16 protein-coding genes, 1 tRNA gene and 3 pseudogenes are annotated in these 19,219 nt (G+C 72.0%); 11 read left to right on the forward strand and 9 right to left on the reverse strand.

What is annotated here, in order from left to right; translation table 11 throughout:
* Nucleotides 1-6: 6 nt before the first annotated feature.
* Nucleotides 7-1,833: an AMP-binding protein gene (locus ACFZCP_RS16620; protein WP_391427734.1), complete on the reverse strand. Its 1,827-nt coding sequence runs from the start codon at nt 1,831-1,833 to the stop codon at nt 7-9.
* A 500-nt stretch (nt 1,834-2,333) separates the two neighbouring features.
* On the reverse strand, nt 2,334-3,212 hold the full coding sequence (locus ACFZCP_RS16625) for a LysR substrate-binding domain-containing protein (RefSeq protein ID WP_391427735.1): 879 nt from the start codon (nt 3,210-3,212) through the stop codon (nt 2,334-2,336).
* A 154-nt stretch (nt 3,213-3,366) separates the two neighbouring features.
* Here ACFZCP_RS16625 and ACFZCP_RS16630 point away from each other — a divergent pair, with 154 nt between their 5' ends.
* Nucleotides 3,367-4,401: a bile acid:sodium symporter gene (locus tag ACFZCP_RS16630; protein ID WP_391427737.1), complete on the forward strand. Its 1,035-nt coding sequence runs from the start codon at nt 3,367-3,369 to the stop codon at nt 4,399-4,401.
* Here ACFZCP_RS16630 and ACFZCP_RS16635 read toward each other — a convergent pair.
* Nucleotides 4,351-6,228, reverse strand: a complete 1,878-nt coding sequence (locus tag ACFZCP_RS16635; protein WP_391427738.1) for an exo-alpha-sialidase — start codon at nt 6,226-6,228, stop codon at nt 4,351-4,353. The two genes, ACFZCP_RS16630 and ACFZCP_RS16635, sit on opposite strands and share 51 nt — an antisense overlap.
* Before the next feature lie 140 nt (nt 6,229-6,368).
* Nucleotides 6,369-7,286, reverse strand: coding sequence for a zinc-binding dehydrogenase (locus tag ACFZCP_RS16640; RefSeq protein ID WP_391427739.1), 918 nt, complete (start codon nt 7,284-7,286; stop codon nt 6,369-6,371).
* 122 nt (nt 7,287-7,408) lie between these two features.
* Here ACFZCP_RS16640 and ACFZCP_RS16645 point away from each other — a divergent pair, with 122 nt between their 5' ends.
* Both ACFZCP_RS16645 and ACFZCP_RS16650 read left to right on the forward strand, forming a co-directional pair.
* On the forward strand, nt 7,409-7,846 hold the full coding sequence (locus tag ACFZCP_RS16645) for a MarR family transcriptional regulator (RefSeq protein ID WP_391427740.1): 438 nt from the start codon (nt 7,409-7,411) through the stop codon (nt 7,844-7,846).
* A 19-nt stretch (nt 7,847-7,865) separates the two neighbouring features.
* A complete protein-coding gene (locus tag ACFZCP_RS16650) occupies nt 7,866-8,393 on the forward strand; it encodes an isochorismatase family protein (RefSeq protein WP_362682791.1) in 528 nt (175 codons plus the stop codon).
* Between the two features lie 3 nt (nt 8,394-8,396).
* Here the strand turns inward: ACFZCP_RS16650 and ACFZCP_RS16655 are convergent, their stop codons facing one another.
* Nucleotides 8,397-9,116, reverse strand: coding sequence for an SDR family oxidoreductase (locus tag ACFZCP_RS16655; RefSeq protein WP_391427741.1), 720 nt, complete (start codon nt 9,114-9,116; stop codon nt 8,397-8,399).
* 142 nt (nt 9,117-9,258) lie between these two features.
* Here ACFZCP_RS16655 and ACFZCP_RS16660 point away from each other — a divergent pair, with 142 nt between their 5' ends.
* Complete coding sequence (locus ACFZCP_RS16660) at nt 9,259-10,110, forward strand: LysR substrate-binding domain-containing protein (protein ID WP_391427742.1); 852 nt, start codon at nt 9,259-9,261, stop codon at nt 10,108-10,110.
* Nucleotides 10,111-10,187: 77 nt separating this feature from the next.
* Here the strand turns inward: ACFZCP_RS16660 and fdhD are convergent, their stop codons facing one another.
* Nucleotides 10,188-11,036 carry a formate dehydrogenase accessory sulfurtransferase FdhD gene (gene fdhD, locus ACFZCP_RS16665; RefSeq protein WP_362682782.1) on the reverse strand — a complete coding sequence of 283 codons (849 nt, stop codon included), beginning with the start codon at nt 11,034-11,036 and terminating at the stop codon, nt 10,188-10,190.
* 7 nt (nt 11,037-11,043) lie between these two features.
* Nucleotides 11,044-11,335, reverse strand: a pseudogene (locus ACFZCP_RS16670) (Fe-S-binding domain-containing protein); the annotation flags it as partial.
* Nucleotides 11,336-11,421: 86 nt separating this feature from the next.
* Between ACFZCP_RS16670 and ACFZCP_RS16675 the strand changes: the two are divergent.
* The 7 genes and pseudogenes from ACFZCP_RS16675 (at nt 11,422) to ACFZCP_RS16705 (ending at nt 16,595) form a co-directional block, all read left to right on the forward strand.
* Nucleotides 11,422-12,128: pseudogene (locus tag ACFZCP_RS16675) on the forward strand (MFS transporter).
* The gene (locus ACFZCP_RS16680; protein ID WP_391427744.1) at nt 12,103-12,231 is read left to right on the forward strand and encodes a hypothetical protein; all 129 of its coding nucleotides are present in this window, start codon (nt 12,103-12,105) and stop codon (nt 12,229-12,231) included. Before ACFZCP_RS16675 ends, ACFZCP_RS16680 begins: the two are co-directional and overlap by 26 nt.
* 148 nt (nt 12,232-12,379) lie before the next feature.
* The gene (locus tag ACFZCP_RS16685; RefSeq protein ID WP_391427745.1) at nt 12,380-13,327 is read left to right on the forward strand and encodes a beta-ketoacyl-ACP synthase 3; all 948 of its coding nucleotides are present in this window, start codon (nt 12,380-12,382) and stop codon (nt 13,325-13,327) included.
* A gap of 165 nt (nt 13,328-13,492) precedes the next feature.
* Nucleotides 13,493-14,170, forward strand: a complete 678-nt coding sequence (locus ACFZCP_RS16690; protein ID WP_391427746.1) for an FCD domain-containing protein — start codon at nt 13,493-13,495, stop codon at nt 14,168-14,170.
* A 185-nt stretch (nt 14,171-14,355) separates the two neighbouring features.
* Nucleotides 14,356-14,504 (forward strand): annotated as a pseudogene (locus ACFZCP_RS16695) (succinate--CoA ligase subunit alpha); the annotation flags it as partial.
* Nucleotides 14,505-14,792: 288 nt separating this feature from the next.
* Nucleotides 14,793-16,334, forward strand: a complete 1,542-nt coding sequence (locus ACFZCP_RS16700) for an aldehyde dehydrogenase family protein (protein ID WP_391427747.1) — start codon at nt 14,793-14,795, stop codon at nt 16,332-16,334.
* Nucleotides 16,335-16,510: 176 nt separating this feature from the next.
* A tRNA-Leu gene (locus ACFZCP_RS16705) sits at nt 16,511-16,595 on the forward strand.
* 297 nt (nt 16,596-16,892) lie between these two features.
* Here ACFZCP_RS16705 and ACFZCP_RS16710 read toward each other — a convergent pair.
* Together ACFZCP_RS16710 and ACFZCP_RS16715 are read right to left on the reverse strand one after the other, a co-directional pair.
* A complete protein-coding gene (locus tag ACFZCP_RS16710) occupies nt 16,893-18,101 on the reverse strand; it encodes an Ig-like domain-containing protein (protein ID WP_391427944.1) in 1,209 nt (402 codons plus the stop codon).
* Between the two features lie 512 nt (nt 18,102-18,613).
* Nucleotides 18,614-19,036 carry a hypothetical protein gene (locus ACFZCP_RS16715; protein WP_391427748.1) on the reverse strand — a complete coding sequence of 141 codons (423 nt, stop codon included), beginning with the start codon at nt 19,034-19,036 and terminating at the stop codon, nt 18,614-18,616.
* Nucleotides 19,037-19,219: the final 183 nt, after the last annotated feature.

A 19,219-nucleotide genomic window follows, 5' to 3' on the forward strand; every position in this document is an offset into this window, starting at 1 on the left:
GAGGCGTCAGGCCTGGTAGAGGGCCTGGACCTCGGTGTCGTACGCCTTCTCGATCGCCTTCCGCTTCAGCTTCAGCGACGGTGTCAGCAGGCCGTGCTCCTCGGTGAACGGCTGCGCCAGGATGCGGAAGGTGCGGATCGACTCGGCCTGGGAGACGAGGGTGTTGGCGGCGACGACCGCCCGCCGCACCTCCGTCTCCAGGTCCGGGTCGCGCACCAGCTGCGCGGGGGTCAGCGGGGGCTTGCCGCGCATCTGCAGCCAGTGCTCGACGGCCTCCTGGTCGAGGGTGATCAGGGCCGCGATGTAGGGGCGGTCGTTGCCGACGACGATGCACTGGTTGACCAGCGGATGGTCACGGACCCGCTCCTCCAGGACACCGGGGGAGACGCTCTTGCCGCCGGAGGTCACCAGGATCTCCTTCTTGCGGCCGGTGATGGTCAGATAGCCGTCCTCGTCGAGCGAGCCGAGGTCACCGGTGCCGAGCCAGCCGTCGTGCAGGGTCTGGTCGGTGGCCTTCGGGTTGTTGAGATATCCCTGGAAGACGTTCCCGCCGTGCAGCCAGATCTCCCCGTCGTCCGCGATGTGCACGGTGACGCCCGGGATGGCCTGGCCGACCGAGCCGTAGCGGGTGCGCTCGGGCGGGTTCGCGGTCGCCGCCGCCGTCGACTCGGTCAGGCCGTAGCCCTCGTAGATCTGCACGCCCGCGCCGGCGAAGAACAGACCCAGCCGGCGGTCCATCGCCGAGCCGCCGGACATCGCGTTGCGGATCCGGCCGCCCATCGCCGCGCGCACCTTGGCGTACACGAGCTTGTCGAAGAGCTGGTGCTGCATCCTCAGGCCCGCCGACGGGCCCGGCCCGATGCCCCAGGCCTTGGCCTCGACGGCGTCGGCGTACTTCACGGCGATCTCGACCGCCTTCTCGAACGGTCCCGCCTTCCCGTCCTTCTCCGCCTTGCGCCGCGCCGCGTTGAAGACCTTCTCGAAGATGTACGGCACGGCGAGGATGAACGTCGGCCGGAACGCGGCCAGGTCCGGCAGCAGCGCGGCCGCGTGCAGCTGCGGCTGGTGCCCGAAGCGGACCCGGCCGCGGATCGCCGCGACCTCCACCATCCGTCCGAAGACGTGCGCCAGCGGCAGGAACAGCAGCGTGGACGCGGCGTCGTCCTTCTTCGTGTGGAACACCGGCTCCCACCGCTGGATCATCGTGTCCGCCTCGAACATGAAGTTCGCGTGGGACAGGACGCAGCCCTTGGGGCGGCCCGTGGTGCCCGAAGTGTAGATGATCGTGGCGATCGAGTCCGGGGTGACCGCCTGCCGGTGCCGGTGCACCATCTCGTCGTCCAGGTGCGCGCCCGCGTCGTACAGTTCCTGCACACAGCCCGCGTCCAGCTGCCACAGTCGGCGCAGCTGCGGGAGCCGGTCGATGACGGTGGCGATGGTCATCGCGTGGTCCTCGTGCTCCACGATCGCCGCCGACACCTCGGCGTCGTAGAGCATCCAGAAGCACTGCTCGGCCGACGACGTCGGGTAGATCGGGACCACCTGGGCGCCGACCGTCCACAGCGCGAAGTCGAAGAGGGTCCACTCGTAGCGGGTGCGGGACATGATCGCGACCCGGTCGCCGAAGCGGACGCCCTGGGCGAGGAGCCCCTTGGCGAGCGCGAGAACCTCGTCGCGGAACTCGGCGGAGGTCACGTCCCGCCACTCACCCGCCTCGTCCTTGCGGCCGAGGGCGACGTGCAGGGGGTCCGTCTGGGCATGGTCGAAGACGGCATCGGCCAGGCCGCCGACCGGCGGCGCCGACGCCAACGGAGGGTTGGTGAACTCGCGCAAACCTCGCTCCCCGTCTCCTCAATCCTCGATAACGCCCACGATGCTCCGCTCGGCGCCGTGAAAGCTACCTCACACATTCGCCGGACGGGAGGGGCGTGGGAACCTGGCAAACCGCGCCTTCTGCCCGGTCGGCGACCGGAAAATGCCCGCACATGGGGAAGGGCCGGACACAATACTGACGGGTCAGTAAGTTTCGGCGCCGTAATCTCCACCGAATCTGTACGACCCGATTACCGCCCACGGTCCTGTCCGCACACGGGAGAGGGCGGCCCCGGGCGTCCCCGGACCGCCCCCACCAGGGCGCCCGTCACCTGCGCCTGGGCGCCGCCGCAGCCCCCTGCCGCACCGCCCCGGAGGCCGCGGTCGCCACGGGCCGCGCGGACCGCACGAGCACCCCGGGCCGCCGCCCCGCACCCCCCACCGCCCCCCTGCGCCCCCGGACCGCCGCTGTGCGCTCCCGACCGCCGCTCTGCGCCCCGGGCCGCCGCTCTGCGCCCGTATCAGCGTGCGCCGTGCGGACCCCGGTGCAGCCGCTCCCCGCCCGCGAGGATCGCCGCCGCCAGCGCGTCGGCCGCGCTCTCCGCGGCGCCCCGCCGGCTGCCGTGCACCAGGACGAAGTCGACCTTGCCGAGCTCCGGCAGGCCCGCCCGGTCCGGCAGCCGGAGCAGGGCCGGCGGGATCAGCCGGCGCGAGTGGGCCATGACGCCGAGCCCGGCGCGGGCGGCGGCGATCAGACCGTTGAGGCTGCCGCTGGTGCAGACGATGCGCCAGGCACGCCCCTGGGCCTCCAGGGCCTGAAGGGCGCGGGCCCGGGTGATGCCGGGCGGGGGATAGACGATCAGCGGGATGGGCCGGTCCGGGTCCAGGCGCAGCTGCTCGGAGCCGATCCACACCAGGTCGTCCCGCCACACCAGCTCCCCGCTCGGGTCCTCGGGGCGCCGCTTGGCCAGCACCAGGTCGAGCTTGCCGGCGGCCAGCTGCGCATGCAGGGTGCCCGACAGCTCCACCGTCAGCTCCAGGTCGACCTCCGGGTGGTCGTAGCGGAAGCCCTCCAGGATCTCCGGCAGGCGGGTGAGGACGAAGTCCTCCGAGGCGCCGAAGCGCAGCCGGCCCCGCACCCGGGTCCCGGTGAAGAACGCCGCGGCCTGCTCCTGCACCTCCAGCAGCCGGCGGGCGAAGCCCAGCATCGCCTCGCCGTCCTCGGTCAGCTCCACGGAGTGGGTGTCCCGGGAGAACAGCTGGCGGCCGGTGGCGTCCTCCAGCCGCCGAACATGCTGGCTGACTGTGGACTGGCGCAGCCCGAGGCGCCGGGCCGCCTGGGTGAAGCTCAGCGTCTGGGCCACCGCCAGGAACGTGCGCAGATGCGTGGGGTCGTACACGGCGCCAGCGTACGCCCGGTCATCGCGGAACGCGATGACAGTCAGAGTGGTGTGCGGGATTCCCGATCGGCCCGGGCGAGAGGACGATGGAGGGGGGTCCTGCGGACCCGTGCAACACCTGAAGAGCCACCCACCCACGAGCAAGTGGAGCACCGTGAAACGCCTGCGCTGGCCGAGCTGGATGCCGATCGACCCGTACATCGTGCTGCTGCTCGGCACCGTGGGCCTCGCCGCGCTCCTCCCGGCCCACGGCACCGGCGCCGACGTGGCCTCGGGCGCGTCCACGGCGGCGATCGCCTTTCTCTTCTTCCTCTACGGGGCCCGGCTCTCCACCCGTGAGGCGCTCGACGGCCTCAAGCACTGGCGTCTGCACGTCACCGTGCTGGCCTGCACCTTCCTCGTCTTCCCGGTGCTGGGCATCGCCGCCCGCGGCCTGGTCCCGGTGCTGCTGACCCACCCGCTCTACCAGGGCCTGCTGTTCCTCACCCTGGTGCCGTCCACGATCCAGTCGTCGATCGCCTTCACCTCGATCGCCCGGGGAAACGTGCCTGCCGCGATCTGCGCCGGCTCGTTCTCCTCCCTGGTCGGCATTGTCATCACGCCGCTGCTGGCGGCGGCGCTGCTCGGCAGCTCCGGCGGCGGGTTCTCCGCCGACTCGCTGGTCAAGATCGTGCTCCAGCTGCTCGTGCCGTTCCTCGCCGGGCAGGTGCTGCGGCCGTGGATCGGCGCCTTCGTCGCCCGGCACAAGAAGGTCCTCGGCCTCGTCGACCGCGGCTCCATCCTGCTGGTCGTCTACACCGCGTTCAGCGAGGGCATGACCCAGGGCATCTGGCACCAGGTGAGCCCCGTGCGTCTCGGCGGCCTGCTCGCCGTCGAGGCCGTGCTGCTCGCCGTGATGCTGGCCCTGACCTGGTACGGGGGCAGGGCGCTCGGCTTCGGCCGGGAGGACCGGATCGCCATCCAGTTCGCCGGGTCGAAGAAGTCCCTCGCCTCCGGCCTGCCCATGGCGAGCGTGCTGTTCGGCGCCCACGCCTCCCTGGCCGTGCTGCCGCTGATGCTCTTCCACCAGATGCAGCTGATGGTGTGCGCGGTCATCGCCAAGCGGCGGGCCCGCGATCCGCAGGAGCCCGTGCGGCCGTCAGCCGCTCACCCGGTCCAGGGGCAGCCACAGGACCGTGTCCTTCGGTGACCGCAGCACCTTGGGGTCGGCCAGCTCCTGGTCGGTCAGCGCGCGGTCCCAGACGTGCACCTCGTCGATCGCGCCGGTGAAGAAGGCCCTGCTGTCCATCCGCTGGCCGATGTGCACGCCGAAGGGGTCGTTGCGGCTGACCGAGCCCGGCACGTCGGCGACGCCCGACTCCGTACCGTCGACGGACAGCGACAGCCTGCCGCCGCCCCGGCGCACGACCGCGTGGTGCCACTGGCCGTCGTTGTACGCGGCGGATGTGCGCACGAACGCGGTCTGCGGAGCGGACGCGCCGTTGCGCACGGTGATCAGTGCCTGCAACCGGTTGTTCGCCGGCTCGCCGCGCAGCCACACCTGCGGCTGACTGGTGCCGACGCCGCCCATCCACAGCAGCGGCTGTTCCCCGGTGGTGGCCGAGTACCGGAACCACAGCGACGCGGTGAAGTCCTTGCTGCCGAGGGGCAGCTCCGGGCGGTACGGCAGCCGCACGGCGTCGTCGGTGCCGTCGAACTCCAGCGCGCCGCCGCTGACCCCGTCCGTCTCCTCGGGGTCGCCGAGCACCGCGGCCGGGCGGGCTAGCGGGGCGAAGTCGGCGGTGCGCGGGTCGGGACCGCGGCGCGGTGCCAGCCAGTCCTCGGTGAAGCGGGCGAAGCGGATCTCGTCGCGTGCGTCGACCGCCCCGCCCTCGTACAGCAGCCCCACCGTGTCGTGGTCGGCGCGCACCAGGTCGGAGTAGCCGGACCAGTCCGTGGTGACGACCGTGCCGCGGTCCACGCTGTCCCAGGTGCGGCCGCCGTCGTAGGAGGAGCGGATCATCATCGTGCGGCGCCGGTCGGGGTCGGCGGGGCAGGCGAGGAGGATGCGGTCGCCCACGCGCAGCATCGAGCCCTGCACCATCGGGGCGTAGAGGTCCGGCAGGTCCTGGAAGGGCGCGGTGAAGCTGGTTCCGCCGTCCCGGCTGACGGTCTGGGTGCGGTGGCCGAGGTCGGTGCCGTCCTGCTCCCGGCCGCTGACCAGGATCGAGCCGTCCGTGCGTTCGGCCAGGGTGAGCTCGGAGGGCTTCTGCCGGAAGGTGCCGTCGGCAGCGATCGGCCAGGTGTCACTGGCGCCGATGCGCCAGTGGCCGCCGTGGTCGTCGCTGACGATCAGCGCGGCGTGGTTGGCGCTGACGCGGCTGCCGTCCCACGTCTCGGTGTTGACGCCGAAGACCAGCCGGCCGGCGTAGCGGCCCCGGGTGAGCTGGATGCCGTGCACGGGGCCGGTCGCGTACCAGGAGTTCCAGTCGGCGGGCAGGATCTCGGGGCTCAGATCGCGCGGCGCGGACCAGGTCAGCCCGTCGTCGTCGCTGTACTGCAGGTGCGGGGTGCGGTCACAGGGAATGGAGCAGCTGGCGCTGTCCGTACGGCCCGTGTTGTAGGTCTCGGCGATCCAGATGCGGCCGGTGTCGCGGTCCACGATCGGGGCGGGGTTGCCGTGGGTGTCGCCCGCCCCTTGGTTGACCACCTGCAGCGGGCCCCAGGTGCGCCCGCCGTCGGTGGAGCGCTTGACCACGATGTCGATGTCGGCGGCGTCCCCGCAGTTGAGGACCCTGCCCTCGGCGAACGCCAGCAGGGTGCCGTCGGTCGTCCGCACGATCGCGGGGATGCGGAAGCAGGCGTAGCCCGGGTCCTGGGACGCCTTGAAGAGGACCTGCTGCTCGAAGTCCGGCGCACCGGAGGCCGGCTGGGCGTGTGCGGGGTGCGGGGCGGCCAGCGCGAGCACGAGCAGCGCCGCTGCCGTGAGGGCGGTGACCAGAGCGGATCTGAGACGGGCGTGAAGACCTGACGGCATGGAGCGACCTGCCTTTCGGCGCACGGACGTCCGGACATCCGGACGTCCCACGTCCAACGTCCGCCCCATCGAAGGTAGTTGGGGCCCGAGAGCCCCACAAGAAGCGTGCAGCAGTGGAGCGGAACAAGGGGCGGCACGGGCTACGGGCGCAGGACGACCTTGCCGAGGTTGGCCCGTGTCCCGATCGCCTCGTGCGCCTTGTCGGCGTCGTCGAGGGAGAACTCGCCGTGGACGGCGGGCTTCAGGGTGCCGTCGGTGAACATCCGCCACAGCTCCCGGCGCCACTGCTCGTACAGGTCCGGCCTGCCGGTGGCGATCAGCCGCATCTGGAAGCCGATCACGGACTTCGCGCCCACCAGCAGGTCGTACGCCTGGATCGTGCCGCCGCCGGAGCTGTAGGCGACCAGCCGGCCGTGCGGGGCGAGCGCGGCGACGGCGGGAGCGAGCAGTTCACCGCCGACCGCGTCCAGGACGATGTCGGCGGGCTCTCCCCAGCTGTCGTCGCCGTACCGGACACAGTCGTCCGCGCCGAGCGAGCGGACGAAGTCCGCCTTGGCCGGATCGGAGACGGCGCCCACCACCCGGCTCGCGCCCCGTGCCCGCGCCAGCTGCACCGCGAGATGCCCGGCCCCGCTCGCCGCGGCCGTGATCAGTACCGATTCGCCCGGCTGGGGGCGAGCCGCCTCCAGGGCGCCGAATGCGACCAGCCCGCCGCGCACGAGGGCGACCGCGTCGACGGCGGTGGCCTCGTCGGGCACGGGGGTGGCCATGGCCTCCAGTAGCACGGCGAAGTCGGCGTACCCGTGGCCGAAGCACAGCCCGGTGACCCGGTCGCCGGCACGGAAGCGCGTCACGCCCTCGCCGGTCGCCACCACCTCGCCGGCGATCTCCCCGCCCAGCGCGATCGGCTCGGCGGCCTCGGTGACCTTGCGGACGACGGGCAGGGTGACGCCGACCGCCTCGCAGCGCACCAGCAGCTCGCCGGGGCCGGGCTCGGGGACCGGAGCCTCCTCCAGGAACAGGGGGCCGCCGGTGGATTCGTAGCGGACGCGCCGCATGCGCAACCTCCAGACGCCGGGCACACCGGCAGGTCGTTGGGAACACCCATGAACTCGTTGGGAGTCCCAACGGTACACAGAATTCATGGGGAGGTCCAATGATTCTTGGGTAGGCTGGCCGCATGGCCGAAGCACCCCTGCCCGCGATCCGCGCCCTGCCCAGCTGGCACCTCGGCCGGGCCGCCGCCCGCGGCCGGGCCCTGGTCGCCGAGGCGCTCGCGGCCGAGGGCATGAAGATGTGGCACCACGTGGTCCTCTCCGCCGTCCGCGACCTCGCCCCCGTCGCCCAGGCCGACCTCGGCCGCAGCGTGGGCCTGGACCCCAAGGACCTGGTCGGCGTCCTCAACGACCTGCAGTCCGCCGGCCTCGTCGTCCGTGCCCCCGACCCGAAGGACCGGCGCAAGAACGCCGTCTCCCTCACCGACGGCGGCGACCGTCTGCTCGCCCGTTGCGAGGAAGCCGCCCGCCGGGCGAACGACGAGCTGCTCGCCCCGCTGTCGACGTCCGAACGCGATCAGTTCATGGGCCTGTTGATCCGGATTTCCGGCACGGACGGCTGACGGCGGCTAACGTTCCGTCATGACCGCAGCACCCGTGCTTGATCCGCGCCGCACCGCGCTCGTCCTCGTCGACCTGATGGACCGCATCGTCGCGCTGCCCCTCGAACCCCGCAAAGGCACCGATGTGCTGGCCGCCTCGCAGGAGCTGGCGGCCGCCTTCCGCGCGGCCGGCGCCCTCGTCGTCCTGATCCGGGTCGAACGCCCCTCGGTCGCCGAGCAGCCTCCCGGCAGCGCTCTGGTGGCAGGCCTCGCCAGGGACGGCGACCTGGAGGTGGTCAAGCGCACCATCGGCGGTTTCCAGGGCACGGACCTCGACCGGGTGCTGCGAGAACACGGCATCCGCACCCTGGTGTTCGGCGGCATCGCCACCAACCTCGGTGTCGAGTCCACCGCCCGAGCCGCCGCCGACCTCGGCTACGACCTCGTCTTCGTCGAGGACGCCATGGCCGCGCTCACCGCCGCCGAGCACGAGGCATCCGTCCGGCTCGACTTCCCGCGGCTGGGCACGGTCGTCACCGCGGCCCGGGTGCACCTCCCGACCGGCTGACCCTCACACGAGGGTCCCGCCTCCGTCCACGACCACCACCGAACCCGTGCTGTAACCCCCACGCATCAGGTACAGGTACGCCTCCGCTACATCCGCCGGCTCGCCGACCCGCCCCACCGGCAGCGACTCGGCGGACGACCGGAACAGCCCGTCCCGCTCCGCCTCGGGCAGCTCGCGCCACAACTCGGTGCGCACCATGCCGGGCGAGACCACATTGACCCGTACCGGCGCCAGCTCCAGGGCGAGTGCCCGGGTCAGGGACTCCATCGCGCCGCACAGCGCCGCCGCGGCGGTCATTCCCGGCAGCGGGCGCCGCCCCGCCGTCCCGGTGGTCAGCACCACGGAGCCGCCCTCGCGTATCGAGCCGGCGCCGTACTTCACCGCCGTGTACGCACCCCACAGCCGGGTCTCCAGGAACCGCCGGGCCTGCCCGAGATCCGTCTCGGCCAGGCTCCGGAGCAGCAACGACTCACCGGCCGTGTACACCAGATGGTCGAAACCGCCGATGCTCTCGAAGAAGCCCCGCACCGCGCCCTCGTCGTTCACGTCGAGCACCCGGCCCCCGGCGCCCGCCGGCAGCCGCTTCAGCGCCGCGTCCACGCTCTGCTGCCGGCGCGAGGCGACCACCACCTCGGCGCCCTCCCGTGCCGCGCCCTCGGCGACCGCGAGCCCGATGCCCGACGTACCCCCGATGACGACGACACGCTGACCCTGCAAAACCATGGGAAGCCCCTCTTCAAGCCGGTGTTCCACCTCGTTCGGACGCTTTCCAGCCTGCGGCCCCGGGGGTGCGGCCGTCCAAGACCTCTTCCGCGCCCGGCGATACCCTGAAGGCATCGCCACCGGGACGACGGAAGGGGCGGCCATGGACCTGGACCTGCGGAAGGTCCGCTACTTCGTCGCCGTCGCGGAGCTGCTGCACTTCGGCCGCGCCGCCGAGCAGCTGCACATCGCCCAGCCCGTGCTCAGCCGCCAGATCCGGGCACTGGAGAAGGACTTGGGTGCCGAGCTGTTCGTACGCGACAGTCACGGCGTGACGTTGACCGACGCCGGGCGGCAACTCCTGGACAACGGACGGCAGTTGCTCGTCCTCGCCGACGGGACACGGCGCCGCGTCCTGCGGGCCGCGCGCGGGCCCCGGCGGCTCGTCGTCGGATTCCGCGCCGGCGTCGTCGTCACCCACGCCCTGCGCGCCTTCCGGGCCGCCCACCCGGACGTGGACGCCAGCGCCCACAGAGTGGAGTGGGACGACCAGGAGCGGCTGATCCTGGACGGCACCGTCGACGTCGCCTACGTACGACGGCCGGTCCAGGGGGACGGGCTGGACCTGCTGCCCCTGTACGGCGAACCCCGCGTGGCCATGCTCCCGGACGGCCACCGCCTCGCCGGGAAGCAGGAGCTCTCGCTCGCCGACCTCGACGGCGAGACCTGGCTCCACTACGCCGACCCCCGGCCGGGCGACCTGCCGATCCGCACCATCGAGGAGAAGTTCGAATGCGTCGCCGCGGGCACCGGCATCACGCTCGTCCCGCGCTCGGTCGCTGAGCAGTACTCCCGCCCGGGCATCAGCTACGTACCGGTCACCGACGCCGAACCCGACCAGGTGCTGCTGGCCCGGGCGGCCGGCCGGCACGCACCTCTGATCGCCGCCTTCGCCGAGGTCGCGGCGGCGGTGGGCGAGGAGCGGGCGGCGGACCCGGACGCCGGACGCGGCTGAGGCGGGGCTCCGCGGCGCGGGGGTGCTCCGGTGCTCCCCGCCGCTCGGGGCCCCGCCGCCGGGCCGCGGCTGACCCGTCAGCCCTGGGCGGCCGCGGCCGGCAGGGCGACGCGGTCCTCGCCCGCGTACACGTTCATCGAGCTGCCCCGCAGGAAACCCACCAGGGTCAGACCGGTCTCGACGGCCAGGTCCACCGCCAGCGACGACGGCGCCGACACGGCCGCCAGCACCGGGATCCCCGCCATCACGGCCTTCTGCGCCAGCTCGAACGAAGCCCGGCCCGAGACCAGCAGGACAGCCCGTGCGAGCGGCAGCTCCCCGTTCTGCAGCGCCCGCCCGACCAGCTTGTCCACCGCGTTGTGGCGGCCCACGTCCTCCCGTATGTCCAGCAGCTCCCCGGCCTCGGTGAACAGGGCGGCCGCGTGCAGGCCCCCGGTCCGGTCGAACACCCGCTGGGCGGCCCGCAGCCGGTCGGGGAGGCTCGCCAGCAGCGCGGGGGTGACCCGGACCGGGGGAGTGTCGGCGATCGGCCAGCGAGCCGTCGTGCGGACGGCGTCCAGGCTGGCCTTGCCGCACAGCCCGCACGAGGAGGAGGTGTAGACGTTCCGCTCCAGGGTGAAGTCGGGCAGCCTGACGCCCGGCGAGGTCCGCACGTCGACCACGTTGTACGTGTTCGAGCCGTCCGCGGTCGCCCCCGCGCAGTAGACGATGTTCTGCAGATCGTCCGCCGACGCCAGGACCCCCTCGCTCACCAGGAACCCCGCGGCCAGCGCGAAGTCGTCGCCCGGTGTGCGCATCGTGATCGCGAGCGGCTTCCCGTTCAGCCGGATCTCCAGCGGTTCCTCGGCGACGAGCGTGTCCGGCCGGCTGGAGACCGCGCCGTCCCGGATCCGGAGGACCTTGCGTCGTTCCGTGACTCGTCCCATGTCGTGATCAGCCCCGGTTCTGTACGTGCTGGCAGCCGAAACGGCCCTTGATGCGGAGATTGCCGTGGGTCACCGGGTTGGCGTGCGGAGAGGTGACCTTCACGATCTCATTGTCCTGCACGTGGAGCGTGAGGCTGCAGCCCACTCCGCAGTACGCGCACACCGTGGTCGTCTCCGTCTGCCGCGCCTTCTCCCAGGTACCCGCCGCCCCGGCACAGGATGCACTTGCCGTAGTCGCGCACGCACAGCCCGTTGTCGACCTTCGGTGCCTCGTCCGGCCGGGCCGCGCCGGGCCCGAAGCCCTCGGCTCCGTCCGGTTCGAGGCAGCCCCCCTCTCGCACCCGTGGGCTGGAGCCGCTGGCTCGTCCCGCCCGCCGCCCTCTCCATCCATCTCTCCATCGGCCGGGCCTACGCCTGGAGTGTGTTCAAACCGCCCCTCGTATCCGCTCTGCACCTCGACGGCACCCAGAGCGCACTGCCCTTCCAGCTGGCCATCGTGATGCTCGGGCTGTCGGCCGCGTTCGGCGGCACGCTCGTCGAGCGCAACGGGCCCCGGTGTCGGCGGCCGCTGCCGCGGGGTTCGTCGCCCTGCTGTCCGCCGCCAACATGGCCGGACGCATAGGCTGGTCGTCCACCTCCGACCTGATCGGGCGCAAGAACATCTACCGCCTCTACCTCGGCCCCGGCGCGCTGATGTACCTGCTCATCGCGGTGTTCGGCGACTCCTCCAAGCCGCTCTTCGTCCTGTGCGCGCTGGTGGTCCTCTCCTTCTACGGCGGCGGCTTCGCCACCGTCCCGGCGTATCTGAAGGACCTCTTCGGTACCTACGAGGTCGGCGCGATCCATGGCCGTCTGCTCACCGCCTGGTCCACGGCGGGGGTGCTCGGGCCGCTGATCGTCAACTGGATCGCCGACCGCCAGAAGGACGCCGGCAAGCACGGCCCGGCCCTGTACACACTCTCCTTCGGCATCATGATCGGGCTGCTCGTCGTCGGCTTCGCCGCCAACGAACTGATCCGGCCCGTCCACGTCCGCCACCACCTTTCCGCTCCGAAGGAGGCCGCCGATGCCGAACGCCGGCAGTCCGCCTGACCGCCGCCTGCTGATCGCACTCGCCTGGCTCTGGGTGGGCGCACCCTTCGCGTACGGGGTCTACGAACTGGTCCGGGAGGCGACGCAGCTGTTCAACGGGTGACCTGCGGGAAGGACCGGGCGGCGGGGGGTTCTGCGGGAAGCCGACAACCCCGACGCCCGATTCCTGTGACTTCACCTGCCCTCGTACCCGTGAGTCACTGATCAGACTGGTGGATCCCGCTACCCACGGCAACGAGGGGGATCCCGCCATGAACGGCACGCGTATCGCCGCCATCGGTCACTACCAGCCCGCCAGAGTGCTCACCAACGAGGACCTGGCGAGCATGGTCGACACCAGCGACGAGTGGATCCGCAGCCGGGTCGGCATTCGGACCCGGCACATCGCCGGACCCGACGAGCCGGTCGACGAACTGGCCGCGCACGCCGCCGCCAAGGCCCTCGCCGCGGCCGGGCTCACCCCCGGCGACATCGACCTGGTCCTCGTCGCCACCTCCACCGCGATCGACCGCTCACCGAACACCGCAGCCCGGGTGGCCGCCCGCCTGGGCGTCCCGCAGCCGGCCGCGATGGACGTGAACGTCGTCTGCGCCGGCTTCACCCACGCCCTCGCCACCGCCGACCACACGGTCCGGGCGGGCGCGGCGACCCGTGCGCTCGTCATCGGCGCCGACAAGATGTCCGAGGTCACCGACTGGAGCGACCGCACCACCTGCGTCCTGGTCGGCGACGGTGCCGGCGCGGCCGTCGTCGAGGCGTGCGCCCCCGGCGAGGAGCCCGGGATCGGCCCGGTGCTGTGGGGATCGGTGCCCCAGATGGGCAACGCGGTGCGCATCGAGGGCACACCGCCCCGGTTCGCCCAGGAGGGACAGAGCGTCTACCGCTGGGCCACCACCCGGCTGCCGGCCATCGCCCGAAGCGCCTGCGAGAAGGCCGGAACCGACCCCGCCGACCTCGCCGCGGTCGTCCTGCACCAGGCCAATCTGCGCATCATCGAGCCGCTCGCGGAGAAGATCGGTGCCGTCAACGCGGTGATCGCCCGCGATGTCACCGAGTCCGGGAACACCTCCGCGGCCAGCATCCCGCTCGCCCTGTCCAAGCTGATCGAACGGGGCGCGGTCCGCAGCGGCGACGCGGCCCTGCTGTTCGGCTTCGGCGGCAACCTGTCGTACGCCGGGCAGGTCGTGCGGTGCCCGTGAAGCCGCGCGCGGGGGAGGGTGTATGGGTGGTGTGACCCGCTCAACTCCCGCTTCCCCCGGCTTTCGTGCACCGTAGACTGTAGACGAAAGACAATTCACAGTGGGCAGTCCACCGTGTGCCGCACACCGTCCGCTGTGTACGGCAGCCAGCCCAGGGGGACCGCGATGTTGCCGACCGGACTGCCGCAGGGGACCGTGCCCAAGCTGGAACGCCCCGGCCCGCTGCGCGACCGCGTCTACGAGGCACTGCTGGAGCTGATCACCACCCGCGTCCTGCAGCCCGGCCAGCACCTCGTGGAGAGCGAACTCGCCGGTCATCTCGGCGTCTCCCGGCAGCCCGTGCGCGAGGCGCTGCAGCGGCTGAACACCGAGGGCTGGGTCGACCTGCGGCCGGCGCAGGGCGCGTTCGTCCACGAGCCCACCGAGGAAGAGGCCGACCAGCTGCTGACGGTCCGCACGCTCCTGGAGGCGGAGGCGGCCCGGCTCGCCGCCCTGAACGCCGACGAGACGGGCATCGGCGCGCTGGAGGAGCTGTGCGACCAGGGCGAGAAGGCGGTCGCCGCCGAGGACGTGGACCGCGCGGTCGCTCTCCACGCGGCCTTCCACACCAAGGTGAGGGAACTGGCGGGCAACACGGTCCTCGGCGAACTGGCCGCCCAGGTCGACCGCCGGGTGCGCTGGTACTACACGCCGGTGGCCCGGCAGCGCGGGCGGCAGTCGTGGATCGAGCACCGCGGGCTGATCACCGCGATCGCGGCGCATGACGAGCAGCGTGCCACGCACCTGATGCGTGAACACACCGAGCACACGCGGGCCTCGTACCACGAGCGGAACGCGACCTGACCGACGCGTCGTACGGCTCCTGCCGACTGCCGACTGCCGACTGCCGACTGCCGACTGCCGGGCCGGCGCAGCAGCAGGGCCATCACCGCCGTCACCATGGACGGCGCCGCCCACCGGGCCGCCGAACTCGCCCGCACCGCCTGAGGGGACGGGACAGGGCGATCTACCTCACCCGGCAGAGCAAGGTCCCCGTCGGCGACACCGTCGCCTTCAACGCCCACGCCGCACGGCGCGGCACCCGCGTCATCGGCCCGAACTGCCCCGGCCTGGTCAGCCCCGGCCGGTCCACGCCGGCATCATCCCCGCCGACATCACCGGATCCGGCTCCTGCGGCACCGCTCGGGCGAAGAAAGCGGCGCTGGAGGCGAGCGGCGTCAGGGTGGGAAGCACCCCGACCGGGACGGCGGAGCCGGCGCTCGCACAGCCGGCCCGGGCACAGTGATGTCACTCATAGTCCACTCCGGGTGACTGTCGGCTTCCGCGAGCCTTCGGTACCTTCGCGCACGACGTCCGGCACATCAGGGTGCGAGTCGTGCGCCGGACGGCCGACAGCCTCCAGCAGGTCCGTCTGCCCGATCTCAGCCCTTTTCTCTCGACCGTGCACCGGGAGTGGAGCGATCACATGGCACCCACCCTCACCGTCAAGACCGGAACGTCCTGGTCCGAGGCCTGGCGCAACTGCCTCGCCGTCGCGCCCGAGGCCTTCCGGGACGACCGCGTCCTCAACCTCTGGAACACCGCCTGGCGGCCGGACGGCCGCGCACTGCCCGCCACCAGCCCGGTCGACGGCGGCCCGATCGCGGGCCCGCCCCGCCTGGACCGGGCCGCCGCACACCAGGCCGTCAGGGCCTCGCTCGACCAGCACCGCGCCTGGCGGCACATTCCGCTCGCCGAGCGCCGGGCGCGGGTCGCGGCCACTCTCGACGCACTCACCGAACACCGTGACCTGCTCGCACTGCTCCTCGTCTGGGAGATCGGCAAGCCCTGGCGGCTCGCCCGGGCGGACGTCGACCGGGGCATCGACGGGGTCCGGTGGTACCTGGACGGCATCGAGCCGATGATGGCCGGCCGGACACCGCTGGACGGTCCGGTGTCCAACATCGCGAGCTGGAACTACCCGATGAGCGTGCTCGTCCACGCCATGCTGGTCCAGGCGCTCGCGGGCAACGCGGTCATCGCCAAGACCCCGACCGACGGCGGCGTCGCCTGCCTGACCCTGGCCGCGGCGCTCGCCGCCCGCGAAGGGCTCCCCGTCACCCTGGTCAGCGGCAGCGGGGGCGAGCTGTCCCAGGCGCTGGTGCGGGCGCCTGAGATCGGCTGCGTGTCCTTCGTCGGCGGCCGCGACACCGGCGCCGCGGTGGCCACGGCCGTCGCCGACCTCGGCAAGCGCCACATCCTGGAGCAGGAGGGGCTGAACACCTGGGGCATCTGGAACTACTCGGACTGGGACACACTGGCCGCGGTGGTCCCGAAACTCTTCGACTACGGCAAACAGCGCTGCACGGCCTATCCGCGGTTCGTGGTCCAGCGCGACCTCTTCGACGCGTTCCTCGGCGCCTACCTCCCGGCAGTGCGCCGGGTCCGCGTCGGCCACCCCCTGGCGGTGGAACGCAGGGACGACCCGTACCCGGAGCTGGACTTCGGCCCGGTGATCAACGCGGCGAAGGCCAAGGAGCTGCGGGACCAGGTCGCGGAGGCCGTCGACCGCGGAGCCGTCCCCCTGCACCGCGCACGGCCGGCGGACGCCCGCTTCCTGCCCGGCCAGGACACGGCGGCCTACGTCCAGCCGGTCACCCTCCTCAACCCGCCCCGTTCCTCCCCGCTGCACCACGCGGAACCCTTCGGCCCGGTCGACACGATCGTCCTGGTCGACACGGAGGCCGAACTGCTGGCTGCGATGAATGCCTCCAACGGCGCCCTGGTCGCCACCCTCTCCACGGACGACAGGGCCACGTTCGACCGGCTGGCGCCGCAGATCCGCGCTTTCAAGACCGGCCACGGCAAGCCCCGCTCCCGCGGCGACCGCGACGAGCTGTTCGGCGGCCTCGGCGCCTCCTGGCGCGGAGCCTTCGTGGGCGGGGAACTGCTAGTGAGAGCGGTGACCCAGGGGCCGACCGGGGAACGGCTGCCGGGGAACTTCCCGGAGTACCAGCTCATGCCCTGAACGGGCACCGGGCGTGCAGCTGCCGTCACCGCACGTGCGGCCCGGCGGCCGGGGTGTCCGAGGGCGCTCCGGCCGCCGTTCACCGGGCGGATATGCAGGTGAAAGGCACTCCGAAACCTTGCTATTGTTGTCCCTGTCGCCGCGGGGAACAGCCCCGGAAAGGCGGCAGACACCTTGTCCGGGTGGCGGAATGGCAGACGCGCTAGCTTGAGGTGCTAGTGCCCTTTATCGGGCGTGGGGGTTCAAGTCCCCCCTCGGACACTCAAACTCAACTCTTCATGGCGAGGGCCTCGACCTGACGGTCGGGGCCCTTGTTGTGTTCCCGTAGGCGATCGGGATACGCGCGGCGTCGCAGGGTGGTCCCCTCGTCGTCGGCGCCGACGGCCTGGACACGTCGTGCGATGTCCCCGAGCCTGTCAGTGGTCCCCCGGTCCCGTCAGCGGTGAGGGGAGGCGCTCTGGCGGTGCCGGCCCCCGACGCCGCAGGCGGCGGCCGGCATGGTGTCGGCCGCCGCCCGGCGGAAGGGATTCGGGTTCCTAGGGGTGGAGCGAGGTGGCGTCAGCCGGTCGGGCTGCCCGAGACCCACTCGGACCACGGCACGTTCCAGTCGCCGAGGCCGTTGTCCGGGGCCAACGCGCTCTTGTCCTGGGAGTTCTTGACGATCACGACGTCCCCGATCATCGAGTGGTCGAAGAACCACGCGGCGGCCTGCCTGGCGTCGCCGCCGCCCTTGACGTCCTTCAGGCCCACGCAGCCGTGGCTGGTGTTGGCGTGGCCGAAGACCGAGTCGGCACCCCAGTAGTTGCCATGGATGAACGTGCCCGAGTCGGTCAGGCGCATGGCGTGCGGTACGTCGCCGATGTCGTACGCCGGCTTGCCGTCCTTGTCCGTGAGGCTGACGCTCGCAGCGCTCATGCGGACCTGCTTGAACTTCTCGGAGACGACCATCCGACCGTTGTACGTCGGGTGCTCGGGGCTGCCGGACGAGATCGGGACGGTCTTGATCGTCTTGCCGTTCCGCACGACCGTCATCTGCTTCGTCGCGGCGTCGACGGTGCTGATCTGGCTCCGGCCGATCTTGAACGTGACCGTCTTCTGGACGCCGAGGAGGTTGAGCTTCACGGTGACGGTGGAGCCGGGCGTCCAGTAGTTCTCGGGGCGGAAGTCCAGGCGGCCTGCGTTGAGCCAGTGACCGACGACCTGCTGACCGCTGCTGGAGCTGACCTGGATCTTCGACTCCACGGCGGCCCTGTCGCTGATCGCCCTGCCGAAGTTGAACGTCACCGGCATGCCCACGCCGACGGTCGAGCCGTCCAGGGGGGAGAGGTGCCCGATGAAGTCGTTGGCCGGGGAGACGGTGGTGATCGTGGCGTTCCCGGTGGCGGGACGGCCCTTGGCGTCCTGGGCCTCTGCGGCGACCTGATACCTGGTGGCCCGCTCCAGCGGGGCGTTCGGCTTCCAGGACGTGCCGTCCGCGGACAGGGTGCCCGGAATCTCGGCACCGGTCGCGACGGCGGTCATGGTCACCTTGGTGAGCTTGCCGTTGCTGACGGTGGCCAGGACGGGGTCGGTGATCCCGACGTTGTGGGCACCTTCCCCGGGCGTGATCTTTATCAGGGCGTCGGAAACGTCCTGGGTGCCCGTCTGATCCGACTGCGCCTGCGTCTTCGGATCCTTCGCGGGGCCGTTGTCGCCGGTGGCAGCGTAGCTGGTACCGCCCAGGACCGTGACTGCGAGTACGCCGCCGAGTACGCCGGCGGTAGCCATCAGCCCGTTGCGTCGCTTACGTACCGTGATCAAACGCTTCTCCCATGCCGCTGGTCGTTGAATCCCTGGAGCTGGTTACCGGAGGAGCGCAACCAGCTCTAAAACCACTCTTATGCTTTATTCGCCCGGAAGGCGACACATTGTGGTGGATTCCACGCGCTGCAAGAGCGCCGTCGAGACTCCGCACGACGGCCGGACGGCGGGTGGTCGCTCTGCTCCCGCAGCCCCGGTGCGGGTGTTCGTCCCGTCCGTGCCTTTGGTGTACGTACCTCTCGGATGCCGGGTGCGAACAAGCGCCTGATCAAGTCGGGGTACGGCAGACCTGCCTCGGCGAGGATCGTCCGGAGAGCCCGCGGCGGGCCCGCTTGGAGCGGGGCCGGAGCACCGACACGGCCGGGTACCGCGGAGAGGTCGCCGCCGCTGAACCGCGACTCGGCGGTGGCCGGCGGACGTACCCGGTAGGTGCACCAGACGCGCGTCGGGGGACCCAGCAGGACCAGGTGGGGAGCGGCTCAGGCGGCGAAGGCCCGTCGGCTCCGGCCGCGTGCCCGGACGAGGACGCCGCCCGCGTGGTGACGCCCGAGCCGTTCCGCGGCCCTGGTCACGACAGGCAGCGGGTTGCCGAGGGTGCCCGTGATCTCCCACGGTCCGTCCTCGCACGTGGCCGAGAGGCCGGGCCCGGCCAGCTCCTCGATCACCTTCGCGTGGGGATCGTCCTCCTGGGCCAGGGCGATGAGCCGTGCCACCTCGCTCCAGGCCGCGACCCGCGCGCGGGCCTGCTCCGGAGGGATCAGCAGATCCTCCGCCTCGGCGGGCTCCGCACACGCGATCAACGCCCTGGCCATGGTCCAGGCGCGGGCGGCCGGCACATCGTGCTCGCCGCCCCCGGTGAGCGTGGCGTCCTGCAGGAGCAGCGTCATCAGCACGGCCGCCACCGCGCGTCTCCTGATGTCCGTCGCCCTCGTGCCCGCGCAGTTCGATGGCAAGGCCCAGGATGCGCAGACTCGCGCGCCGGGTGCGATCGGAGGCCTCCCAGGCGTCCGGTTCGTGGGTGCCCCCGTCCCCGGTCGCCGTCAGAATCCCGGTCAGCCATTCCCGCTCGCCCGGGCACGGGACAC

The organism is Streptomyces sp. NPDC007971 (assembly GCF_042958635.1).
GTDB lineage: Bacteria > Actinomycetota > Actinomycetes > Streptomycetales > Streptomycetaceae > Streptomyces.

Bases quoted from the DNA above. Each gene is read 5' to 3' on its own strand.
- ACFZCP_RS16635 (WP_391427738.1), bottom strand. From the start codon at position 6,228: ATGCCGTCAGGTCTTCACGCCCGTCTCAGATCCGCTCTGGTCACCGCC.
- ACFZCP_RS16640 (WP_391427739.1), bottom strand. From the start codon at position 7,286: ATGCGGCGCGTCCGCTACGAATCCACCGGCGGCCCCCTGTTCCTGGAG.
- ACFZCP_RS16645 (WP_391427740.1), top strand. From the start codon at position 7,409: ATGGCCGAAGCACCCCTGCCCGCGATCCGCGCCCTGCCCAGCTGGCAC.
- ACFZCP_RS16650 (WP_362682791.1), top strand. From the start codon at position 7,866: ATGACCGCAGCACCCGTGCTTGATCCGCGCCGCACCGCGCTCGTCCTC.
- ACFZCP_RS16655 (WP_391427741.1), bottom strand. From the start codon at position 9,116: ATGGTTTTGCAGGGTCAGCGTGTCGTCGTCATCGGGGGTACGTCGGGC.
- ACFZCP_RS16660 (WP_391427742.1), top strand. From the start codon at position 9,259: ATGGACCTGGACCTGCGGAAGGTCCGCTACTTCGTCGCCGTCGCGGAG.
- fdhD (WP_362682782.1), bottom strand. From the start codon at position 11,036: ATGGGACGAGTCACGGAACGACGCAAGGTCCTCCGGATCCGGGACGGC.
- ACFZCP_RS16680 (WP_391427744.1), top strand. From the start codon at position 12,103: ATGCCGAACGCCGGCAGTCCGCCTGACCGCCGCCTGCTGATCGCACTC.
- ACFZCP_RS16685 (WP_391427745.1), top strand. From the start codon at position 12,380: ATGAACGGCACGCGTATCGCCGCCATCGGTCACTACCAGCCCGCCAGA.
- ACFZCP_RS16690 (WP_391427746.1), top strand. From the start codon at position 13,493: ATGTTGCCGACCGGACTGCCGCAGGGGACCGTGCCCAAGCTGGAACGC.
- ACFZCP_RS16700 (WP_391427747.1), top strand. From the start codon at position 14,793: ATGGCACCCACCCTCACCGTCAAGACCGGAACGTCCTGGTCCGAGGCC.
- ACFZCP_RS16710 (WP_391427944.1), bottom strand. From the start codon at position 18,101: ATGGCTACCGCCGGCGTACTCGGCGGCGTACTCGCAGTCACGGTCCTG.